The following is an 18914-nucleotide window of genomic DNA, read 5'->3' as shown; positions in this document are numbered from 1 at the left end:
GGGTTATCCCCCTACGGAACGGGCCTGTTTCTCGTGATAGAACATCATGAGGACAGGCACCGTCATGCATCAAACACAGACGACGATTCAGTAGCGCTCAGTGAACCACCTTGCCTGCAGACTTGTCAGGCCCTGCGACCGGCGCATCCTTCAGATAGGGCGCAAATGCCGGACTCCAGGACTGCTCGAAGCCATCTTTGGTTTTGACAATGAAGTAGGCTGCAATGTTCTCACGTTTTGCCGTCGCCATGGCCTTGTCAGCCCCCAGTACGTTCAATGCAGTGGCCCAGGCATCCGCCGTAGAGCAGTTCGGCGTAATCACGGTAACGGAGGCCAGGCGATGCTGAATGGGCCTACCGGTACGCGGATCAATGGTATGTGAGTAACGGACGCCATCCTGCTCGAAATAGTTGCGATAATCACCAGAGGTGGCCACCGCCGCATTACCCGGATCGATGATGCGCTGCACGGAACGCTCGAAAGACTTCGGTGCTTCGATAGCGATCCTCCACGGCTTGTCGCCAGGCTTCTCGCCCTTGACACGAATCTCGCCACCGACCTCAACCAGGTAATTCTCGACACCCTTTGCCTCGAGCGCATCGGCCACTCGATCAACACCGAAGCCCTTGGCGATACCCGATAGATCGGTGTACACCGGCTTGCGTTTGATCACCGTATTACCATCAAGCTCAAGTGCCAGGTGATCGACCTTGGCCAAGGCTTCGGCAATCTGCGCATCACTGGGCGCCTTGTCCAGACGTGCATCCGGCCCGAAGCCCCACAGGTTGACCGCAGGACCTACCGTGACATCAAAGGCACCATCCGAACGGTTACCGACATCCTGCGCCTCACTGAGCACATGCGCCAGATCATCAGACAGCGTGACGGACACATTCACCGGTGCCTGATTCAGTTTCGAGAGCTCCGAGGTGTCCTTGTAGGTCGACATCTGCCAATCGACCTTATTCAGCGCCTCGACACTGACTTGTTTGAGGTCTGCCACCTCATCCGCATCCAGATCCCCCACTACACTGACGTGGAAACCGGTGCCGAAGATGGGCCCGGCAAAACGATGCAACTCAGGGTTGCTGGAATTTTCACAGCCTGCAACCAGCAGGGCCAGCCCCATGAGGGCCGGCCCTGCCAGTCGTCTTGCGACGCGTGACATCATCAATCAACCACCAAAGTCATCGAGCAGGATGTTCTCCGGCTCCACGCCCAGGTCTGTCAACATCTTGACGACCGCGGCGTTCATCATGGGCGGACCGCACATGTAGAACTCGCAATCCTCAGGAGCTGGATGATCCTTGAGATAATTCTCGTAGAGAACATTGTGAATGAAGCCTGTCGCTCCTTCCCAGTTGTCCTCTGGCTGCGGATCAGACAGCGCCAGATGCCACTCGAAGTTGTCATTCTCTTCTGCCAGCAGGTCGTATTCCTCGTTATAGAACGACTCGCGCATGGAGCGCGCACCGTACCAGAACGAGATCTTGCGCGTAGAATTCAGGCGCTTGAGCTGATCGAAGATATGGCTACGCATCGGCGCCATGCCGGCACCACCACCAATGAAGATCATTTCGGCATCGGTGTCCTTGGCGAAGAACTCACCAAACGGCCCCATCACGGTGATCTTGTCGCCAGGCTTCAGCGAGAAGACGTAGGTGGACATCAGGCCCGGCGGATACTGGCTGTTGGGCGGTGGCGTCGCGACACGGATGTTGAACTTCAGGATGCCGTACTCTTCCGGATAGTTCGCCATCGAGTAGGCACGAATCACCGGCGCTTCATTCTTGTGCTGAATGTTGAACAGGCCAAACTTCTCCCAGTCGCCACGATATTCTTCATCGATGTCGAAGTCGGAGAACTTGATGTCGTAAGCCGGTGCTTCCAGCTGAACGTAGCCACCCGCGCGGAAGTTGACTTCCTCGTCTTCCGGCAGCTCCAGGTTCAGCTCCTTGATGAAGGTCGCGACGTTCGGGTTGGCGCTGACCGTGGTTTCCCACTTCTTGACGCCGAAGATTTCTTCCGGCACCTCGACCTTCATGTCCTGCTTGACCGGTACCTGACACGACAGACGCCAGCCTTCCTTCTTCTCACCCATGGTGAAGTGGGACTCTTCTGTCGGCAGGATGGAGCCGCCGCCTTCAGAGATCCGGCACTTACACTGGGCACAGGAGCCACCGCCACCACAAGCAGAGGACAGGAAGATGCCATTGGCAGCCAGGGTCTGCAGCAGCTTGCCGCCGGCCTGGGTCGTCAGGGTGTTGGCAGGATCGCCATTGATCTCGATCTGGACGTCGCCACTCGAGACCAGCTTGCTGCGTGCCGCGAGGATCACGAGCACCAGGCCGATAACGACCACGGTGAACATGACAACGCCGAGCACGATGATGGAAATATCAACCATGTCGGTTTCCTTATGCTCGGTTGCGTTACAGCTGGACGCCGGAGAAGGACATGAAGCCCAACGACATCAGGCCAACGGTAATGAAGGTGATACCCAGACCCTGCAAGCCAGCTGGCACGTCAGAGTACTTGAGCTTCTCGCGAATGCCGGCAAGTGCAGCGATCGCCAGCGCCCAACCAAAGCCTGCACCCACGCCATAGATAACGGACTCACCGAAGGTGTAGTCACGCTGAACCATGAACAGTGCAGCACCGAGGATGGCGCAGTTGACCGTGATCAACGGCAGGAACACACCCAGCGCGTTGTAGAGCGCAGGCACGAACTTGTCGAGGAACATCTCGAGAATCTGCACGATCGCCGCGATGACGCCGATGTAGGATAGATAGCCCAGGAAGGACAGATCGATGCTCTCGGCCCCCTCCAGACCCGTCCAGGTCAGCGCGCCTTCACGCAGCAGGTAGTTCAGGATCAGGTTGTTGACCGGCACCGTTACCGCCAGCACCACGACAACCGCCACGCCAAGACCGATCGCGGACTGGATCTTCTTGGACACCGCCAGGAATGTACACATCCCCAGGAAGAAGGCCAGTGCCATGTTCTCGACGAACACGGCCTTGATGAACAGGCTCAGATAGTGTTCGAACATGTTACACGGCCTCCTTGATCTTGGTATTGGCGGTAATCTTGTACTCCGCCTTCTCGACCTGCTCCGGATACACGCTACGCAGCACCCAGATGAACAGCCCGATGACGAAGAACGCAGACGGCGGCAGCAGCATCAGGCCATTCGGGATGTACCAGCCACCATCATTGACGGTTTGCAGGATGGTCACGCCGAACAGAGAGCCGGAACCGAACAGTTCACGCACGAAGCCAACCACCAGCAGGATCACGGTATAGCCCAAGCCATTGCCGATACCATCGATGAAACTCATCACCGGACCGTTCTGCATCGCGTAAGCTTCAGCGCGACCCATGACGATACAGTTGGTGATGATCAGACCAACGAAGACCGACAGCTGCTTGGAGGTTTCGAATGCGAAAGCCTTCAGCGACTGATCGACCACGATGACCAGCGAGGCAATGATCGTCATCTGCACGATGATGCGGATAGACGACGGGATATGGTTGCGAATCAACGAGATGAACATGCTGGAGAACGCTGTTACCAGCGACACCGCAATCCCCATGATCAGGGCGGTGTTCATCGAGTTGGTCACCGCCAGCGCGGAACAGATGCCGAGGATCTGTAACGCGATAGGGTTGTTCTTGAAGATCGGCGTCGTCAGGACACCTTTAGGAGTTTCGGCAGACATCGTTACGCTCCTTTGACGTCGCGGAACTGGGTCAGGTATTTGGCAAAGCCATTTTCACCCATCCAGAACTGCAGCAGGTTGGTCACACCGTTACTGGTCAGGGTAGCACCAGACAGAGCATCGACCTGGTACTGAGCATCCGGAGAAGACGAATTGACACCGCCCTTCTTCAGACGCACTTCCGGATCCATGCTGTCTTCAGGATAGATCTTCTTGCCATCCCACTGAGCCTTCCACTTCGGATTGTCAACTTCGCCGCCAAGCCCAGGAGTTTCCCCCTGTTGATAGAAGGACAGTCCGACGACGGTATTGCCGTCACCCTTGAGGGCAAGATAACCGTACATCATCGACCACAGGCCATTGCCACGTACCGGGACAATGATCTGATCAGGCTGTTCGACATCACCGACCAGGTAGACCACGGAATACTGCTCACGACGCTTGATGCCCGGCAGATCTTCATCGCCAGATAGCGTGCGTGAAGTCGCCGGGTCCTTGGACATCTTGGCCTGGTCATACTTTTCCGGATCAATATTGTCGACATAGTCGCCAGTATTGAGATCAACCACCTTGGCGGTGACCTTGTCACGGAACTGCTGGCCGACATCTTCGCCCGGCTGGAGCAGCTCGGCGACCGCAAGAATGTTGCTCTTGCGGTCAAGCTCGGCGTTGGTCAGCTGCTGCGGACGCAGCACGACCGCTGCGGTGGAAACGACCACCGAGCAGACGATGCATAACGCAAGCGCGACACCGAGGGTTTTCTTGATGGAATTATTGCTGGCCATGTCAGGCAGTCTCCTCGTTCGCGATGCCGGCAGTCTCGCGCTTGATACGGCGCTTGATGTTGGCCTGGACGACGAAGTGGTCGATCAGCGGGGCGAACAGGTTGGCGAACAGAATCGCCAGCATGATGCCCTCCGGGAAGGCCGGATTGGCCACGCGAATCAGCACGGTCATCACACCGATCAGTGCACCGAATACCAACTTGCCCTTGTTGGTCATCGAGGCCGAGACAGGATCCGTCGCCATGAAGACCATACCGAAGGCGAAGCCACCGATCACCAGATGCCAGTACCACGGCATCGCGAACATCGAGTTGGTATCACTGCCGATGCTATTGAACAACGAAGCTGTCGCAATCATGCCCAATAGTACACCCAGCATGATTCGCCACGAGGCAATGCGTGTCCATAACAGTACCGCCGCACCAATGAAGATGGCCAGAGTGGACACCTCACCCATGGAACCGGGGATAAAGCCAAGGAAGGCATCAGACCAGCTCATCTGGTGCATCAGCGCACCCATGCCATCCTGCGCAGCAGTCGACAGTGCGGTAGCACCGGTATACCCATCCGCCGGCACCCATACCGCATCACCGGAAATACTGGCCGGATATGCGAAGTACAGGAAAGCACGACCGGACAGTGCCGGATTGAGGAAGTTCTTGCCGGTACCACCGAAGACTTCCTTGCCGATCACCACACCAAAGGTGATGCCCAACGCGACCTGCCACAACGGAATCGTTGCCGGCAGCGTCAGCGCGAACAGCACGGAAGTGACGAAGAAGCCTTCATTGACTTCATGGCCACGACGCATGGCGAACAGCACTTCCCAGAAACCGCCGACGGCGAAGGTCACCAGATAGATAGGCAGGAAGTAGGTGGCGCCAAGGATGAAGTTGGCCCACACACTACCCGCATCGTGGCTTCCTGCCAGCAGCATGACAATCGCTTCACGCCAGCCGCCCAGTGAACTGAAACCGCCCGCGATAGCGTCGTTGGCCTGTAGACCAGCGTTGTACATGCCAAAGAACATGGCCGGGAAGGTGCACATCCAGACCGTGATCATGATGCGCTTCAGATCGATGCCATCACGCACGTGCGCCGTAGTACGCGTGACACTCGCCGGTACATAGAAAATCGTGTCCACGGCTTCGTAGAGCGCGTAGAACTTCTCGTACTTGCCACCCTTGTGGAAGTGCGGCTCCAGATTATCCAGAGTCTGTCGAATGCCCATCATCAGACCTCTTTCTCGATCGTGGTGAGGTTGTCACGCAGGATGGGACCGTACTCGTACTTGCCCGGGCACACGTAAGTGCACAGCGCGAGGTCCTCTTCATCCAGCTCGAGGCAGCCAAGCTGCATCCCGGTCTCGATATCGCCGACAATCAACGAACGCAGCAACTGCGTCGGCAGAATGTCCAGCGGCATGATCTTCTCGTACGCACCTACCGGCACCATGGCTCGCTCGGAACCATTGGTCGAGGTATTGGGACGATAGTCCCGCAACCCCGTCAGCTTCGACAGGTAGATACCCAGTACCGAGTGACGGTTAGCACCCGTGGATAGCCAGCCCATGAAGGCACGCTTGTTGCCTTCTTCGAGCAGACTCACCTGAGTGTGGTAGCGGCCGACAAAGCGCAGCGCGCCTTCACAGGTCGTACCGGAGAACACCGAGCCGGAAATCACGCGGGTGTCATCCGCAAGCTCTACTTCACCCTTGAGCAAGTCTACGGTGCTGGCACCCAGACGCGTGCGCAACAGGCGCGGCTTGCTTGCACGCGGGCCGCCCACAGCAACGACACGACGAGTATCCAGACGACCTTCCGCCAACAGCGTACCGATCGCCACGACATCCTGATAGCCGATGTGCCAGACCTGACGCTTCAGGCTGACAGGTGCCAGATGATGGATGTGCGTGCCCGGCAGACCAGCCGGATGCGGGCCCTTGAAGGACTCGCTGACCACACCAGCAACGTCACCGCCCGGAATATCAGCACCCGGTGCCTGACACAGGAAGACCTTGCCTTCGGTCAGACGTGTCAATGCGACAAGCCCCTGACGGAAAGCCGTTTCCTGCCCCTTGAGCACGACAGCCGGATCGGCCGCCAGCGGATGAGTATCGATGGCAGTGACAAAGATAGCCGCCGCTTTTGCGTCGAGCGCCGGTACACGTGAGAACGGACGCGTACGCAATGCCGTCCACAGGCCTGATTCGACCAGTTGGTCAACCATCACCTGACGCTCGAGCGTGGCAAGCGCTGCCTCACCGTGCGCCGTGAATTCTTCAGCGCTCCCCTGCTCATCAACTTCTACCACGACGGACAGCAGCTTGCGCTTCTCGCCACGATTAATCTCTACCACGGTACCAGCAGCAGGCGCGGTGTAACGCACACCGGGAGTCTTCTTGTCGGTGAAGAGCAGTTGCCCCAGCTTCACCTTATCCCCTTCGCTGACTTCCATCGTCGGTTTCATACCGACGTAGTCAACACCCAGGATCGCTACGCGACGAACGGGCTGCGCATCCTCGATACGCTGCTCCGGAGCCCCAGCGATGGGGAGATCCAGGCCACGTTTGACTTCGATCATAGACTCGCCCAATTGTCGGATCTGATGTGGTTCAGGAAAGATCATTCGTCGATGACACGACTAGAGGCCGATAAATGGCCAGGCAGCCCCAGGAATAGCTAGCGTCACGATATACGAATGCTTTTCTTATCAGACGGTTGGAGGTGTGACCCAAAGACTGGGCCGGCCCAAAAAATCCGCCTCATTATAAAGATGCGGGGCCGGAAAGACCATACGACACTAAAGTGGTGCGATCCGCCAAAATGACAATGCCCCCGCCATCATGGATGGCGAGGGCATTATGTTGAAGACCATTTCAAGGCTTTATTGTCGACCGTTTCGAAGCTGTTGCGGTGGCCGACGATTCCTGTTGAGAAAATGCACGACAGACTCGTTCACACATAAGTCCAACCACTCGCGTCTTGTCTCGAATTCAGCCTTCAACTGCAGCTTTCCACCTGGCCTTCAACTCAGTCTACAGGGCGCCTTCAATTCAGGCGTTGCCCCTATACTTCAAGATCAGCGCGTCGGGAAATAGCTGAAACGCACGTTGGACATGTGCTGCAGGATACGCACTACCTGGCAGCTGTAACCGAACTCATTGTCATACCAGACGTACACGACGGCCTGCTTGTCGGTAACGATCGTCGCCTGACCATCGACGATGCCGGAATGACGGTTACCGACGAAATCAGAGGACACGACCTCACAGGAATCGACATAGTCGATCTGCTTTTGCAGCGAGGAGTGCAGTGAGGCGGTGCGCAGAAAGTCATTCATGCGCTCAGCATCGCTCGCGGTGTTCAGCGTGAGGTTGAGGATCGCCATGGAAACGTTCGGCGTCGGTACGCGAATGGCATTACCGGTCAGCTTGCCTTCGAGTTCTGGCAGCGCCTTGGCAACAGCCTTGGCAGCGCCTGTCTCAGTCAGCACCATGTTCAGCGCTGCAGCGCGACCACGGCGATCACCACTGTGGAAGTTGTCGATCAGGTTCTGATCATTGGTGTAGGAATGCACCGTTTCAACGTGCCCTTGGACAACGCCGTATTCATCATTCAGCACCTTCAACAAGGGCACGATGGCATTGGTGGTACAGGATGCCGCAGAAATGATGCGATCGCTGTCCTTGATGTCGTCGTGATTGACTCCGTAGACGATATTCTTGAGATCGCCCTTGCCCGGCGCCGTCAGCAGCACCTTGGCGACGCCTTTGCATTCCAGATGCTGACCAAGACCCGCCTCATCACGCCATTTGCCGGTGTTGTCCACCACGATGGCGTTATCGATGCCATGCGCGGTGTAGTCGATCTCGGCCGGTGAGCTGGCGTAAATGACCTTGATGTAGTTGCCGTTGACGATCAGTGCTGAATTCTCCTGATCGACGGTGATGCTACCCTCGAAAGGCCCGTGCACGGAGTCACGACGCAGCAGGCTGGCACGCTTTTCCAGATCATCGCCGTCGCCACGCACCACGATGGCACGCAACCGCAGCAGATTACCGCCGCCGGCCTTCTCGATCATGATGCGCGCCAACAGACGACCGATACGACCGAAGCCGTACAGCACGACATCCTTCGGCTCACCGCCCATGCCGCCTGCCACGTAGCCATCGACAATCTCGGCCAGTTCACGCGTCAGGAAAGCCGCGATATCGGTCTCGCCGGAGCGCTTGAACGCGACCGCCAGCTTGCCGATATCGACGTGTGCAGGGCCAAGATTCAGCTCAATCATCGCGCGCACCAACGGGAAGGTATCTTCCACTGACAGCTCAACGCCTTCCGCCTTGCGAACCCAACGGTGATTCTTGAGGATACGCACCATGGAACGGTTGATCAGCGAGCGCCCGTAGATGGAGGGCACGACATTGAAGCGACGGTAGAGATCCCCCAACAACGGGATCATCTGCTCGGCGAGGGCTTCATTGTCTTGCCACTGCTTGAAACAGGCTTCGAGATTCTCTTGGCTCACGGAGGCTTTCCTCTGACGGCGATCTGAAAAAACGGACGCGACAAGTGAACTTGCCACGCCGGACAAGGCCAGGTGAGTATGCGCAACGCAGTGAAGAGGGACAATGCAAGGATGGTCGCACTGGGGGTAGTAGTGCTACAGAATCAACGATTTGACTACAAGACCGTTTACCCCATAGCCAAGAAGACAACACATTCGTGCCGACCATTGGCCCCTGAAAAATCTCTCTAGAGGCAGCGTCTGCATGCACATGGCGGCGCAGAACTGTAAAAGCGCCCTGTCCGCCCCCATCAACACGACTGACTTGCTATGATCAGGCATGCCCTCGACGGCCGCGTCGTCATCCTCGCACCTGCCGTCGCTCTCATCGTCGCCCGGTCACGAGCGCCCAAGCCCCAGGACACAAGACACCAGAGCCCATGTTCGAGACTCCGCTGACGCCCCCGTTACCGCGCCCTAGCCGCGAAACCACTTACTGGACACTGGACGGCGGCAGCGCCGCTGCATTGGCATTGGCGCGTCTGGCTGATGCTGATGATGCCCCGTTGATGGTGATCACGCCTGATACCGCCAGCGCTCAACGCCTTGAGGCTGACCTGCGCTTCTACACGCGCCATCCTGAACGCCTACTACCCTTCCCGGACTGGGAAACGCTGCCCTACGACAGTTTTTCTCCACATCAGGACATCGTCTCTGAGCGCCTGCGCACCTTGCGCATGCTGCAAATCAGCCGACGCGCCATCGTGCCGGTGCCGATCAATACCCTGATGCAGCGCCTGGCGCCAGTGGATTACATCGCGGGGCAGGTCTTCAGTCTGAGCCGTGGTGACACCTTGAATCGCGAAGACTTCCGCACCCGTCTTTCGCGTGCCGGTTATCGTGCCGTCGAGACAGTCTATGAGCCCGGCGAGTACGCACTGCGTGGCGCATTGATTGACCTGTTCCCGATGGGCAGCAAGCAACCGCTGCGTATTGATCTGTTCGATGACGAGATCGACACCCTGCGCGCCTTCGACCCCGACACTCAGCGCAGTGGCGACAAGGTGGAATCGATCGAGATTCTCCCTGCGCACGAATATCCGCTGACGCGCGGGGCGATTGCCTGCTTCCGCGAGGGCTTCGAGACGCTATTTGATGTCGATCCTCGTCAGTGCATCCTCTATAACGACGCGATCAAGGGCATCCCCTCACCAGGCCTGGAGCAGTACCTGCCGCTGTTCTTTGATGAGACCGCGACGCTGTTCGACCATCTCGGTGACACATTACGCATCGCCATGCTGCCCGGCGTACGCGAAGCGGCCGAACATCACTGGGATGCCATCACTACACGCCATGCCAATCTCGGTGTAGACCCGACGCGGCCGCTATTGCCACCGCATCGCGCCTTCGTGCCGGTCAACGAATTGTTCGGGCTGATCAAGCAATATGAACGCATCGAGTTGTTACGCGACAGCCGTGAACATGCTATCGAATTTGGCCATCTGCCACTGCCGACACTCGCTATTGATGCGCGCAGCACGGACCCAACCAAAGCGCTCGCCAGCTTCCTGACGCAGCGATTGAGCGGCGATGAAGCCCAACGCGTGCTGTTCGTGGCTGAGACCCAGGGCCGTCGCGAGGTGGTGGAAGAGCAACTCTCCCCTCTGCTCCGTGGCTTCGGCCTGCGCACGCTGGATGATTTCGCGAATTTCGACACCTTCCTCGATAGCAGCGCAGCCGTAGGCCTTGTCGTCGGCGGACTGAACAAGGGTGCCTGGATCACCAGCACTGCCCAGGAAGAAGCCGGCGTCGCCAGCAAAGGGCTGGTGGTGATTACCGAGACGGAACTCTACGGCGAAGTGGTTCGCCAGAGTCGCCGCCAGGCGCGTGCCACCGACGATAATGAGCTGGCCGTGCGCCATCTATCGGAGCTGCGCAATGGCGCACCGGTTGTCCATCATACGCACGGCGTAGGGCGCTACTTAGGACTTGAGACCATCGATACGGGTGGCCAGGAAGCCGAATTCCTGGCGCTTGCCTATGCTGATGGCGCGAAGCTCTATGTACCGGTCGACAGTCTGCATCTGATCTCACGCTACTCGGGTGCCAGCGATGAGTTGGCCCCGCTGCATCGACTAGGGTCGGAGCAATGGGAGAAGGCCAAGCGCAAGGCGGCCGAGAAGATTCGTGATACCGCAGCCGAGCTGCTGGATGTCTACGCGCGCCGTGAAGCACGTGTCGGCCATGCCTGTGACTTCCCCGCCGAGGATTACGCACGCTTCGCCGCCAGCTTCCCGTTCGAGGAAACACCGGATCAGGCCCAGACCATCAGCGCCGTCATCCAGGACATGTGCTCTCCGCAACCGATGGATCGTGTGGTATGTGGTGATGTCGGCTTCGGCAAAACCGAGGTCGCGATGCGAGCGGCCTTCCTCGCCGTCAATTCCGGGCGCCAGGTCATCGTACTGGTACCAACGACGCTGCTGGCTCAGCAACACTATGACAACTTCCGTGATCGCTTCGCCGATACCGCCGTGGAGATCGCACTGCTGTCGCGCTTCACCAGCGGCAAAGGGCAGGAAGCGTCGATCGAGCGTATCAAGAATGGTCAGGCCGATATCGTGATCGGCACGCACAAGCTGCTGTCCAAATCGCTCCAGCTTCCGCACATGGGACTGCTCGTGATCGATGAGGAGCACCGTTTCGGGGTCTCGCAGAAGGAGCGTCTCAAGAGCCTGCGCTCCGAAGTGGATATCCTTACCCTGACTGCCACGCCGATTCCGCGCACGCTGAACATGGCGATGAGCGGCATTCGCGACCTGTCCATCATTGCCACGCCGCCTGCGCGCCGACTGTCAGTCAAGACCTTCGTGCAGCAGCGAAATGATGGTGTCGTCAAGGAAGCGATACTGCGGGAGCTGCTGCGCGGCGGTCAGGTCTACTTCCTGCATAATGAGGTCAAGACAATCGAAGAGACCGCGGCTCGCCTTGCCGAGTTAGTGCCCGAGGCCAGCATCGGCGTCGCCCACGGCCAGCTACCCGAGCGAAGCCTTGAGCGCCGCATGTCGGACTTCTACCACAAGCGCTTCAACGTATTGGTGTGCTCGACCATCATCGAAACCGGTATTGACGTGCCGAGTGCCAATACCATCTTGATCGAGCGTGCTGACAAGTTCGGCCTCGCCCAGCTGCATCAGCTACGGGGACGTGTCGGTCGCTCGCATCACCAGGCTTACGCTTACCTGCTGACACCACACCCCAAGTCGATAACGCGTGATGCCGTCAAGCGTCTGGAAGCCATCAGCGAGGCGGAGGATCTTGGCGCAGGCTTCACACTGGCCTCACACGACATGGAGATTCGTGGCGCGGGCGAACTGCTGGGTGATGAGCAGTCTGGTCAGATGGAAACCATCGGCTACTCGCTCTACATGGAAATGCTTGATCGTGCGGTCAAGGCTATCAAGGCAGGCAAGACACCCAACATCGAAGCGCCACTAGACGACGGCGTCGAAGTCAGCCTCAATCTGCCAGCACTGATTCCAGCCGACTACCTACATGATGTCCAACAGCGTCTGATGATGTACAAGCGCATCAGTAACGCCGAGGACGCCGGTGGATTGCGAGAGTTACAGGTGGAGATGGTTGACCGATTCGGGCTGCTGCCAGAGCCGGTCAAGACCCTGTTCCGGCAGACCCGCCTACGCCAACGCGCCCAGGCGCTGGGCATCACCAAGCTGGAGGCCGGTGCAGGCCGTGGACGCATCATCTTCGGTGCTGAGACGCCGGTTGATCCGCTGACTCTGGTCAACCTCATTCAGCGTCAGTCGGATGTCTACAAGCTGGAGGGCGCTGGTACCCTGCGCTTTGTGGCGGAGATGGAGGAGACAGAGGCACGCTTCAGCTTCTGTGAGACACTGCTCGACCTACTCAATGCCAAGGCGCGTATTGCATGAACCGCCTTTGAAAACGACATAGTGCGACACCCCGCATAAAAACGGCCTGCATCGATTGATGCAGGCCGTTTTTATGCCAATCCCACGTTTTGGACTAGCCATCATCTCGCACTAGAGCTTGATGCCAGGCGCAGTTGCCACTAGGGCTGGCGAGCGACATGTCGCTGATGCAGCGCTGCCAGCAGCATCTGAATACGCGGCATGCCTGCCTCGATGACAGACTCGGTACCGGCGCGAGTCGGCTCCTCCTCGCCGACACCAGCAGCATGACTGATCACCAGGCACAGACTGGCATATTCCATTTCAAGCTCACGGGCCAGAATGGCTTCCGGCATGCCCGTCATCCCCACCAGCGTATTACCGTCGCGGGCCATCAGGCGAATTTCGGCAGCCGTCTCCAATCGCGGCCCTTGCACGACCCCCAGCACGCCACCGATGTGAAGAAGCACATCGGCCGTACTGGCGGCCAAATGCAGCTCCTCCCGCCAAATACGATGGTAGGGCCAGGCGAACTCGACATGCCGAAATGGCTTGAAGCGACCATCAAAGAAGGTGCCATCACGGCCAGTGGTGTAGTCGATCAACTGATCTGGCACGACCAGCGTACCGGGAGCAAGACCGGGGTCGATACCTGATACGCAATTCACACCCACAATATGTGTGGCACCAGCCTGTTTCAAAGCCCACAGGTTGGCGCGATAGTTGATGCGATGCGGCGGCACCTTGTGGGGTTGGCCATGGCGCGCCAGAAACAGTAGCGATTGCCCATTGAGCCGCCCTTCCACCACACCGCATGATGCGGCACCCAACGGAGTTTCCTGCCCACCACGCTTGAGCACATCCATGCCTTGCCAGCTTCCGAAGCCGGTCCCACCAATGATTGCCAGCATTCTCACGCTCCCTTGTCATCCTCATGCCGCTGCTCTGCCATGACCACAACAGCCCATCATCGGCCTTGGGCGAACGCTACTCTGCTCAAGCAATAAACGACAAGCACTATCTACTCATACACGAGACTGGCACCTGCATCACGCGAAAAACGACAACGCCCGCCACAGTGTCCCGGGCGGGCGTTGCTGCGTGACCGACTCACTACACCGGTCACGCTATCTCAAGGACTGCGCTAGCGGTATCAGAGCCCCTTGGGCGCGTAGATCCCCGGCGCGTTACGCCAGTAGCCCTTGTAGTCCATGCCAAAGCCGAACAGGAAACGGTCTTCGACATCCAAGCCACAGAAATCAGCCTTGAAGCCCGGATAGGCTTTGCGATCGTGCTTCTTGTCGACCAACACACAGCTGGACACGCTACGCGCTCCCGCCTCGCGGCAATACTCGATGATAGCCGCCAGTGTGCCACCCTCGTCGAGAATGTCATCGACGATCACGACATCACGCCCCGCCATCGGCAGCTCAGGATTGACGCGCCAGAACAGCTCGCCACCCCGCATGGCACCACGATAGCGAGTGGCGTGCAGGTAATCGACTTCCAGCGGGAAGCCGAGACGAGTCAACAGCTGTCCAGCGGTAATCAGGCCGCCATTCATCACGCAATAGAAGATCGGCATTCGGTCGCCAAGGCTGAGCGTCAGCTCAACAGCCATCCGGTCCAGTGCCACTTCAAGATCTGCCTGCGGGATCAGGCAGTCAGCGTTGTCCATCACGTCACGCATTTCAGCATGCAGAGCGCTCAGGGTGTCAGGCGTCGGAGTCAGCATCGGGAGTTTCCTGGGTATCACTGGCCTCATCACCACGCCGGACGGGCGTAGCAGAGGATGTAGCAGCGGAGGATGAAGCAGCGCGACGCTGGGAGGTACGCGCCTGCGTATCTGATGATGCCGTGGCAGCAGTCGCCTCGGCATCGCGTTCGTCATGTTGTTGGCGAGCGTGCTGACGGGTCTGCTCACTGCTAGCCGATGCGTTACCGGCCATTTCGCCAAGCCCATCCAGCGTCAATGCATCAGCAAAGTGCAGACGCTGTCCGGGTAGTGCAACACGGGCATCGTGGTCATGGATGATGTCATGCACACGCAAGAGTACATCCTGCTTGATGTCGTGGAATTTCACCCAATCAGTCGTTCGGGTGAAGAGATAGATGAAGAAATCCAGCGAATGTTCGCCATAGCGCGTGAAATTGACGATCTGGGTGCGGGTCTGATCTACCTCGTCGTGGCCTCCCAGCATCTCGCGAATTGCCACCATGATGGGGGCGATCTGAGCGGCATCTTCATAGCGCAGGCCAATCGTCTCGAAGATGCGGCGGTTATACATGCGCGACGGATTTTCTACCGAGATACTAGCAAAGATGGCATTGGGGACGTACAGCGGGCGCATATCGAACGTACGGATACGCGTAATCCGCCAGCCGATATCCTCGACAGTGCCTTCGATCTCACGATCAGGTGAACGTACCCAGTCTCCGACCTTGAACGGACGGTCAAGATGAATCATGAAGGCACCGAAGACGTTGGCCAGTAGATCACGTGCAGCGAAGCCGACCGCAATACCGCCCACACCCCCGAACGCCAGAACCCCGGACAAGGAAACGCCAAGGTTTTGCAAGATGGCGAGCCCGACCAGAACGACCACCATGGCACGTAGCAGCTTACTGATGGCGGATGCCGTAGTGGCATCCATTGCATTGACGTCAGTGCCGGGTGGCGGCATGGTCCGCAGCGCCTCAAAGCGCTTGATCATGCGAATAGAGGCCCAGGCCAGCGCCAATAGTGTTACTACATGACGCGTCGGCTTCAGATAGTGCTCAACCCCACCCAACGTGAACTGTGTGGCGATGATACTCAATGCGACCAGCATTCCCATGCAGTAGAGCCACAACGACAGCGAATGGCGCAGGCCATGTACCAGTGCATCATCCCAGAGATTACAGCTCTTCTTGGCATGCGCAGCTACGCGCGTCAGCACGACACGCTCGAGCAGATGCAGTACCAGGACAGCTGCCAGCACCAGCACCAGATTGATGCCCCATAATGGCAAACCGAACGTCTGCTCGACCCAGCTGCGCAACGGGTCGAGCCAGTCGTGAATCATGTCTTCAGCGGGGGCAGCCAGCTTATCTGTGGCGGCCTGTGTGGCAGATTTTTTCGCCATGTTGATTCCTTGCCTGACATCTACTCAGCACCCTAGACACATTGCCGTAGGGTCATGCTGACCTCTTTCTCACCCACACATGCACTCAAGATCACTCTCAAGACGTCTGTGTGCCGGAGGGCATTGCCGCCTGTTCATTGGCCTGACTGGCCGCCAATGCTTCAAGGCGCGCATGCGTTCGGCGCCAGCGGGACAATCCGGCCAACCCTTCAAGGGTCGGACGGGCACGGCCATAACGTAGACGCGCCTGACGCTTGCCACTATTGCGTTGCTCATCATCATCGAGACTATCGAGCACTGCGCGTGCAGCAACGTGATCATTGCAGACCAGCGCCATGTCGCAACCAGCATCCAGTGCCATGCGGGCGCGCTCAGCCGGTGCGCCTTCTGAGACAGCAGCAGCCATGCCCAGATCATCCGAAAAGATAGCGCCCTTGAAGCCAAATTCTTCACGCAACAGACCCAACCAGCTAGGTGAAAACCCTGCCGGTCGCGCGTCAAAATCGGGATAGATCACATGCGCTGGCATCACACCGCCGAGCCGATCGGCAAGTGCGGCAAAAGGCTTGAGGTCATGCTCACGAAGCACTCGGAAGGGGCGCGGATCAATCACTCGCTCCCGGTGAGTATCTGTGGCGATGCCACCGTGACCGGGGTAATGCTTGCCTATCGCAGCCATGCCAGCATCATGAAGCCCTTCGATGAAGGCACCTGCGACCGCAATCACATCCTCCGGCGTTGTCCCGAAGCTGCGGTCCCCAATGATGGTGGATCCCGCCACATCGATATCGAGTACCGGCGCGAAGGTAACATCACAGCCAATGGCGGCCATTTCCATCCCCAGCAACCAGCCGGCGTCACGCGCCAGACCTAGCCCTGCGGCCTGAACGTCGCCTTCACAGCCGGCACAATCATGCCCAAGGCAACACTTCGCAAGCGTGCGCATCGCCGGCAGACGAGTGACACCTTCACGCAGACGCTGCACACGGCCACCTTCTTGATCGATGGCAATCAATAGATGTGCATTCACACTGCGAATCTCGCGGCAGAGATCCAGCACCTGATCAGGGGACACACAGTTACGCGCAAACAGGATGACGCCACCAACAGCGGGGCGTGCCAGTAGTTCACGTTCGTCGCGGGCGAGTGTCGGTCCCGCAACATCGACCATCACGGAGCCTAGTGGCTGTGTCATGACATCCTTCCTGTTCCTGTCCATGGACTGCAGCCAGCCATGCCTCGCCAAAGGCACAACGTTGGCACACAGAATTTCATGTCTTTACGGGGCACAGCAGCCATTGATCGGTGGAAAAGACAGGCTACAGGCCGAGGAAAGGCGCAATTCTAGCCGACTGAGAGCAGCTCGAACAGTCGGAGACAGACGCGTCTCTCTCTGGCAAACATGCACGTCATCAGCCGCCCTGCTTCGCCACAGTGTGCAACGACGCGATGAGATCAACAGTGACACCATGATACGTAGCGCAGAGCAGCATCGTCAGGCGTGCAGTAGCACCGGCGTACCGGGTATAGCATGCTGAAAGAGACGGAGTAGATCAGGGTCACGCAGGCGTATGCAGCCATGCGAAGCGGCGATACCCATCGGCTCCGAGGCGGGGGTACCGTGGAAGTAGATATAGCGTCGCAGACTATCGACTCGCTCACCCGAAGCATTCCAGCCACGATTGATTCCGGATTCACGACCGCTGAGCCACAGAATGCGCGTCAGGATCCAATCACGAGTTGGATACGCGGCGGCCAATTCGGGCGAGAAAATCTCTCCGGTGTAACGACGGCCGCGATAGACCGCACCCTCCGGATTGGTCGCCCCAATGGCAGCACGTATGACGTGCCATCCGGTGGGCGTGCATCCACTGCCCTCCACCTCGCCAATGCCATTCAGACCACTGGAGATCGTGCAGGCAAAGATCAGCGCAGCATCTGTCGCTTCTGTCGGCGGAAAAGTACGATCCCCTATCGGAGCATCGCGACGAATTTCGAGCCATTGACGCCGTAGATCGACCCTGATCCAGCAGGCCATCAGCTGGCCGCCTGATTCGCCGTTTGACTCACAACGTCATGAGGCTCAACGTCAGCGGCCATCGGGGCTGGCAGACATGCTGGCAGAGGTGCCGCCATTGCCGCAACGACCATTGGCCGCATGTGCTGGATCAGTTCACGCACCGAGGTGTGGTGGCCATACTCGGCCTCCTCGATGTCGCGAAGCGCATCAAGTCCCGAGAAGGTGAAGATGACACTGCCAAGCATGAAGTGCAGGCGCCAGAAACGCTCGTTGTCCGGCAATTCAGGCGTGGCGAGCTTCAAAAGCTCCGCAAAGCGGCTGAAGACGGTGCCGTAGTGCTCACGAATATAGCGACGCATGTGGCCTTGCCCCTGGGTATAAGCCAACCCGAGCAGCCGCATGAAGGTACGTAGGCTATTACGCTCTGCTGGCACCTCAAGCACAGTGTTCGCCATGACTTCCAGCAACACCTCAAGTGGAATCTGGCGACCAGCATACTCCTGCTCGACACTATCAAGAGCAGCATGGAAACGTTCGCTGAAGGGATCAAGATAGCGCGCAAAGACCGCCTGAATCAGCGACTTCTTGGAACCGAAGTGATAGTTGACCGCCGCCAGATTGACCTTGGCCTTGCTGGTGATGTTGCGCAGAGAGGTTTCAGCAAACCCGCGCTCGGCAAACAATACCTCTGCAGTATTGAGAATACGGGTGACAGTGTCGGTCTGGGCCATGGACGGAAGCCTTATCAGGTGATCGTGATGAAATACTGGAGCCGTAAGCCACGCAGACACTGATGTCCTTTCGTGCCGACTCTCTCATG

15 protein-coding genes are annotated in these 18914 nt (G+C 58.2%); 1 reads left to right on the top strand and 14 read right to left on the bottom strand.

Translation table 11 applies throughout. The features are described 5' to 3' along the window. Positions 1–97: 97 nt before the first annotated feature. The 8 genes from GQR90_RS04265 to GQR90_RS04230 all read right to left on the bottom strand — a co-directional run bounded on the left by GQR90_RS04265 (position 98) and on the right by GQR90_RS04230 (position 9038). Positions 98–1171 carry an FAD:protein FMN transferase gene (locus GQR90_RS04265; protein ID WP_233266425.1) on the bottom strand — a complete coding sequence of 358 codons (1074 nt, stop codon included), beginning with the start codon at positions 1169–1171 and terminating at the stop codon, positions 98–100. A gap of 3 nt (positions 1172–1174) precedes the next feature. Beyond that, positions 1175–2407 (bottom strand): NADH:ubiquinone reductase (Na(+)-transporting) subunit F, encoded by a 1233-nt coding sequence (gene nqrF / locus GQR90_RS04260; RefSeq protein WP_158773028.1) that lies wholly within the window; start codon positions 2405–2407, stop codon positions 1175–1177. A 25-nt stretch (positions 2408–2432) separates the two neighbouring features. After that, positions 2433–3053 (bottom strand): NADH:ubiquinone reductase (Na(+)-transporting) subunit E, encoded by a 621-nt coding sequence (gene nqrE, locus GQR90_RS04255; protein ID WP_024950633.1) that lies wholly within the window; start codon positions 3051–3053, stop codon positions 2433–2435. 1 nt (position 3054) lies between these two features. After that, positions 3055–3723 carry an NADH:ubiquinone reductase (Na(+)-transporting) subunit D gene (locus tag GQR90_RS04250; protein WP_158773027.1) on the bottom strand — a complete coding sequence of 223 codons (669 nt, stop codon included), beginning with the start codon at positions 3721–3723 and terminating at the stop codon, positions 3055–3057. Between the two features lie 2 nt (positions 3724–3725). Next, positions 3726–4508: a Na(+)-translocating NADH-quinone reductase subunit C gene (locus GQR90_RS04245; protein WP_158773026.1), complete on the bottom strand. Its 783-nt coding sequence runs from the start codon at positions 4506–4508 to the stop codon at positions 3726–3728. A 1-nt stretch (position 4509) separates the two neighbouring features. Continuing rightward, on the bottom strand, positions 4510–5742 hold the full coding sequence (locus GQR90_RS04240) for an NADH:ubiquinone reductase (Na(+)-transporting) subunit B (RefSeq protein ID WP_158773025.1): 1233 nt from the start codon (positions 5740–5742) through the stop codon (positions 4510–4512). Further along, positions 5742–7091 carry a Na(+)-translocating NADH-quinone reductase subunit A gene (locus GQR90_RS04235; protein ID WP_158773024.1) on the bottom strand — a complete coding sequence of 450 codons (1350 nt, stop codon included), beginning with the start codon at positions 7089–7091 and terminating at the stop codon, positions 5742–5744. The genes GQR90_RS04240 and GQR90_RS04235 overlap by 1 nt, the downstream gene beginning before the upstream one ends. 498 nt (positions 7092–7589) lie before the next feature. Next, positions 7590–9038 (bottom strand): glyceraldehyde-3-phosphate dehydrogenase, encoded by a 1449-nt coding sequence (locus GQR90_RS04230; RefSeq protein ID WP_158773023.1) that lies wholly within the window; start codon positions 9036–9038, stop codon positions 7590–7592. A 419-nt stretch (positions 9039–9457) separates the two neighbouring features. Between GQR90_RS04230 and mfd the strand changes: the two genes are divergently transcribed. Continuing rightward, complete coding sequence (mfd, locus tag GQR90_RS04225) at positions 9458–12970, top strand: transcription-repair coupling factor (protein WP_158773022.1); 3513 nt, start codon at positions 9458–9460, stop codon at positions 12968–12970. Between the two features lie 140 nt (positions 12971–13110). Here mfd and GQR90_RS04220 read toward each other — a convergent pair whose 3' ends face one another. The 6 genes from GQR90_RS04220 to GQR90_RS04195 form a co-directional block, all read right to left on the bottom strand. Then, on the bottom strand, positions 13111–13860 hold the full coding sequence (locus GQR90_RS04220) for an S-methyl-5'-thioinosine phosphorylase (protein WP_199269471.1): 750 nt from the start codon (positions 13858–13860) through the stop codon (positions 13111–13113). A 242-nt stretch (positions 13861–14102) separates the two neighbouring features. After that, positions 14103–14684, bottom strand: coding sequence for a hypoxanthine-guanine phosphoribosyltransferase (locus GQR90_RS04215; RefSeq protein ID WP_233266424.1), 582 nt, complete (start codon positions 14682–14684; stop codon positions 14103–14105). After that, a complete protein-coding gene (locus GQR90_RS04210; protein ID WP_233266423.1) occupies positions 14665–16074 on the bottom strand; it encodes a mechanosensitive ion channel family protein in 1410 nt (469 codons plus the stop codon). The genes GQR90_RS04215 and GQR90_RS04210 overlap by 20 nt, the downstream gene beginning before the upstream one ends. Before the next feature lie 97 nt (positions 16075–16171). Next, positions 16172–17269 (bottom strand): beta-N-acetylhexosaminidase, encoded by a 1098-nt coding sequence (nagZ, locus tag GQR90_RS04205; protein WP_158773020.1) that lies wholly within the window; start codon positions 17267–17269, stop codon positions 16172–16174. Between the two features lie 300 nt (positions 17270–17569). Continuing rightward, on the bottom strand, positions 17570–18112 hold the full coding sequence (locus GQR90_RS04200) for a L,D-transpeptidase (RefSeq protein WP_158773019.1): 543 nt from the start codon (positions 18110–18112) through the stop codon (positions 17570–17572). Next, positions 18112–18825 (bottom strand): TetR/AcrR family transcriptional regulator, encoded by a 714-nt coding sequence (locus GQR90_RS04195; protein WP_158773018.1) that lies wholly within the window; start codon positions 18823–18825, stop codon positions 18112–18114. The genes GQR90_RS04200 and GQR90_RS04195 overlap by 1 nt, the downstream gene beginning before the upstream one ends. Positions 18826–18914 lie beyond the last annotated feature (89 nt).

Source organism: Cobetia sp. L2A1 (assembly GCF_009796845.1).
In the GTDB taxonomy this organism is placed as follows: domain Bacteria; phylum Pseudomonadota; class Gammaproteobacteria; order Pseudomonadales; family Halomonadaceae; genus Cobetia.
Note: the sequence above shows the minus strand (reverse complement) of the source record. Positions and strands in the feature narration are given on the sequence as shown.

Coding starts and splice junctions, on each gene's coding strand:
- GQR90_RS04265 (WP_233266425.1), bottom strand. CDS start 1,171: ATGATGTCACGCGTCGCAAGACGACTGGCAGGGCCGGCCCTCATGGGG.
- nqrF (WP_158773028.1), bottom strand. CDS start 2,407: ATGGTTGATATTTCCATCATCGTGCTCGGCGTTGTCATGTTCACCGTG.
- nqrE (WP_024950633.1), bottom strand. CDS start 3,053: ATGTTCGAACACTATCTGAGCCTGTTCATCAAGGCCGTGTTCGTCGAG.
- GQR90_RS04250 (WP_158773027.1), bottom strand. CDS start 3,723: ATGTCTGCCGAAACTCCTAAAGGTGTCCTGACGACGCCGATCTTCAAG.
- GQR90_RS04245 (WP_158773026.1), bottom strand. CDS start 4,508: ATGGCCAGCAATAATTCCATCAAGAAAACCCTCGGTGTCGCGCTTGCG.
- GQR90_RS04240 (WP_158773025.1), bottom strand. CDS start 5,742: ATGATGGGCATTCGACAGACTCTGGATAATCTGGAGCCGCACTTCCAC.
- GQR90_RS04235 (WP_158773024.1), bottom strand. CDS start 7,091: ATGATCGAAGTCAAACGTGGCCTGGATCTCCCCATCGCTGGGGCTCCG.
- mfd (WP_158773022.1), top strand. CDS start 9,458: ATGTTCGAGACTCCGCTGACGCCCCCGTTACCGCGCCCTAGCCGCGAA.
- GQR90_RS04220 (WP_199269471.1), bottom strand. CDS start 13,860: ATGCTGGCAATCATTGGTGGGACCGGCTTCGGAAGCTGGCAAGGCATG.
- GQR90_RS04215 (WP_233266424.1), bottom strand. CDS start 14,684: ATGCTGACTCCGACGCCTGACACCCTGAGCGCTCTGCATGCTGAAATG.
- GQR90_RS04210 (WP_233266423.1), bottom strand. CDS start 16,074: ATGGCGAAAAAATCTGCCACACAGGCCGCCACAGATAAGCTGGCTGCC.
- nagZ (WP_158773020.1), bottom strand. CDS start 17,269: ATGACACAGCCACTAGGCTCCGTGATGGTCGATGTTGCGGGACCGACA.
- GQR90_RS04200 (WP_158773019.1), bottom strand. CDS start 18,112: ATGGCCTGCTGGATCAGGGTCGATCTACGGCGTCAATGGCTCGAAATT.
- GQR90_RS04195 (WP_158773018.1), bottom strand. CDS start 18,825: ATGGCCCAGACCGACACTGTCACCCGTATTCTCAATACTGCAGAGGTA.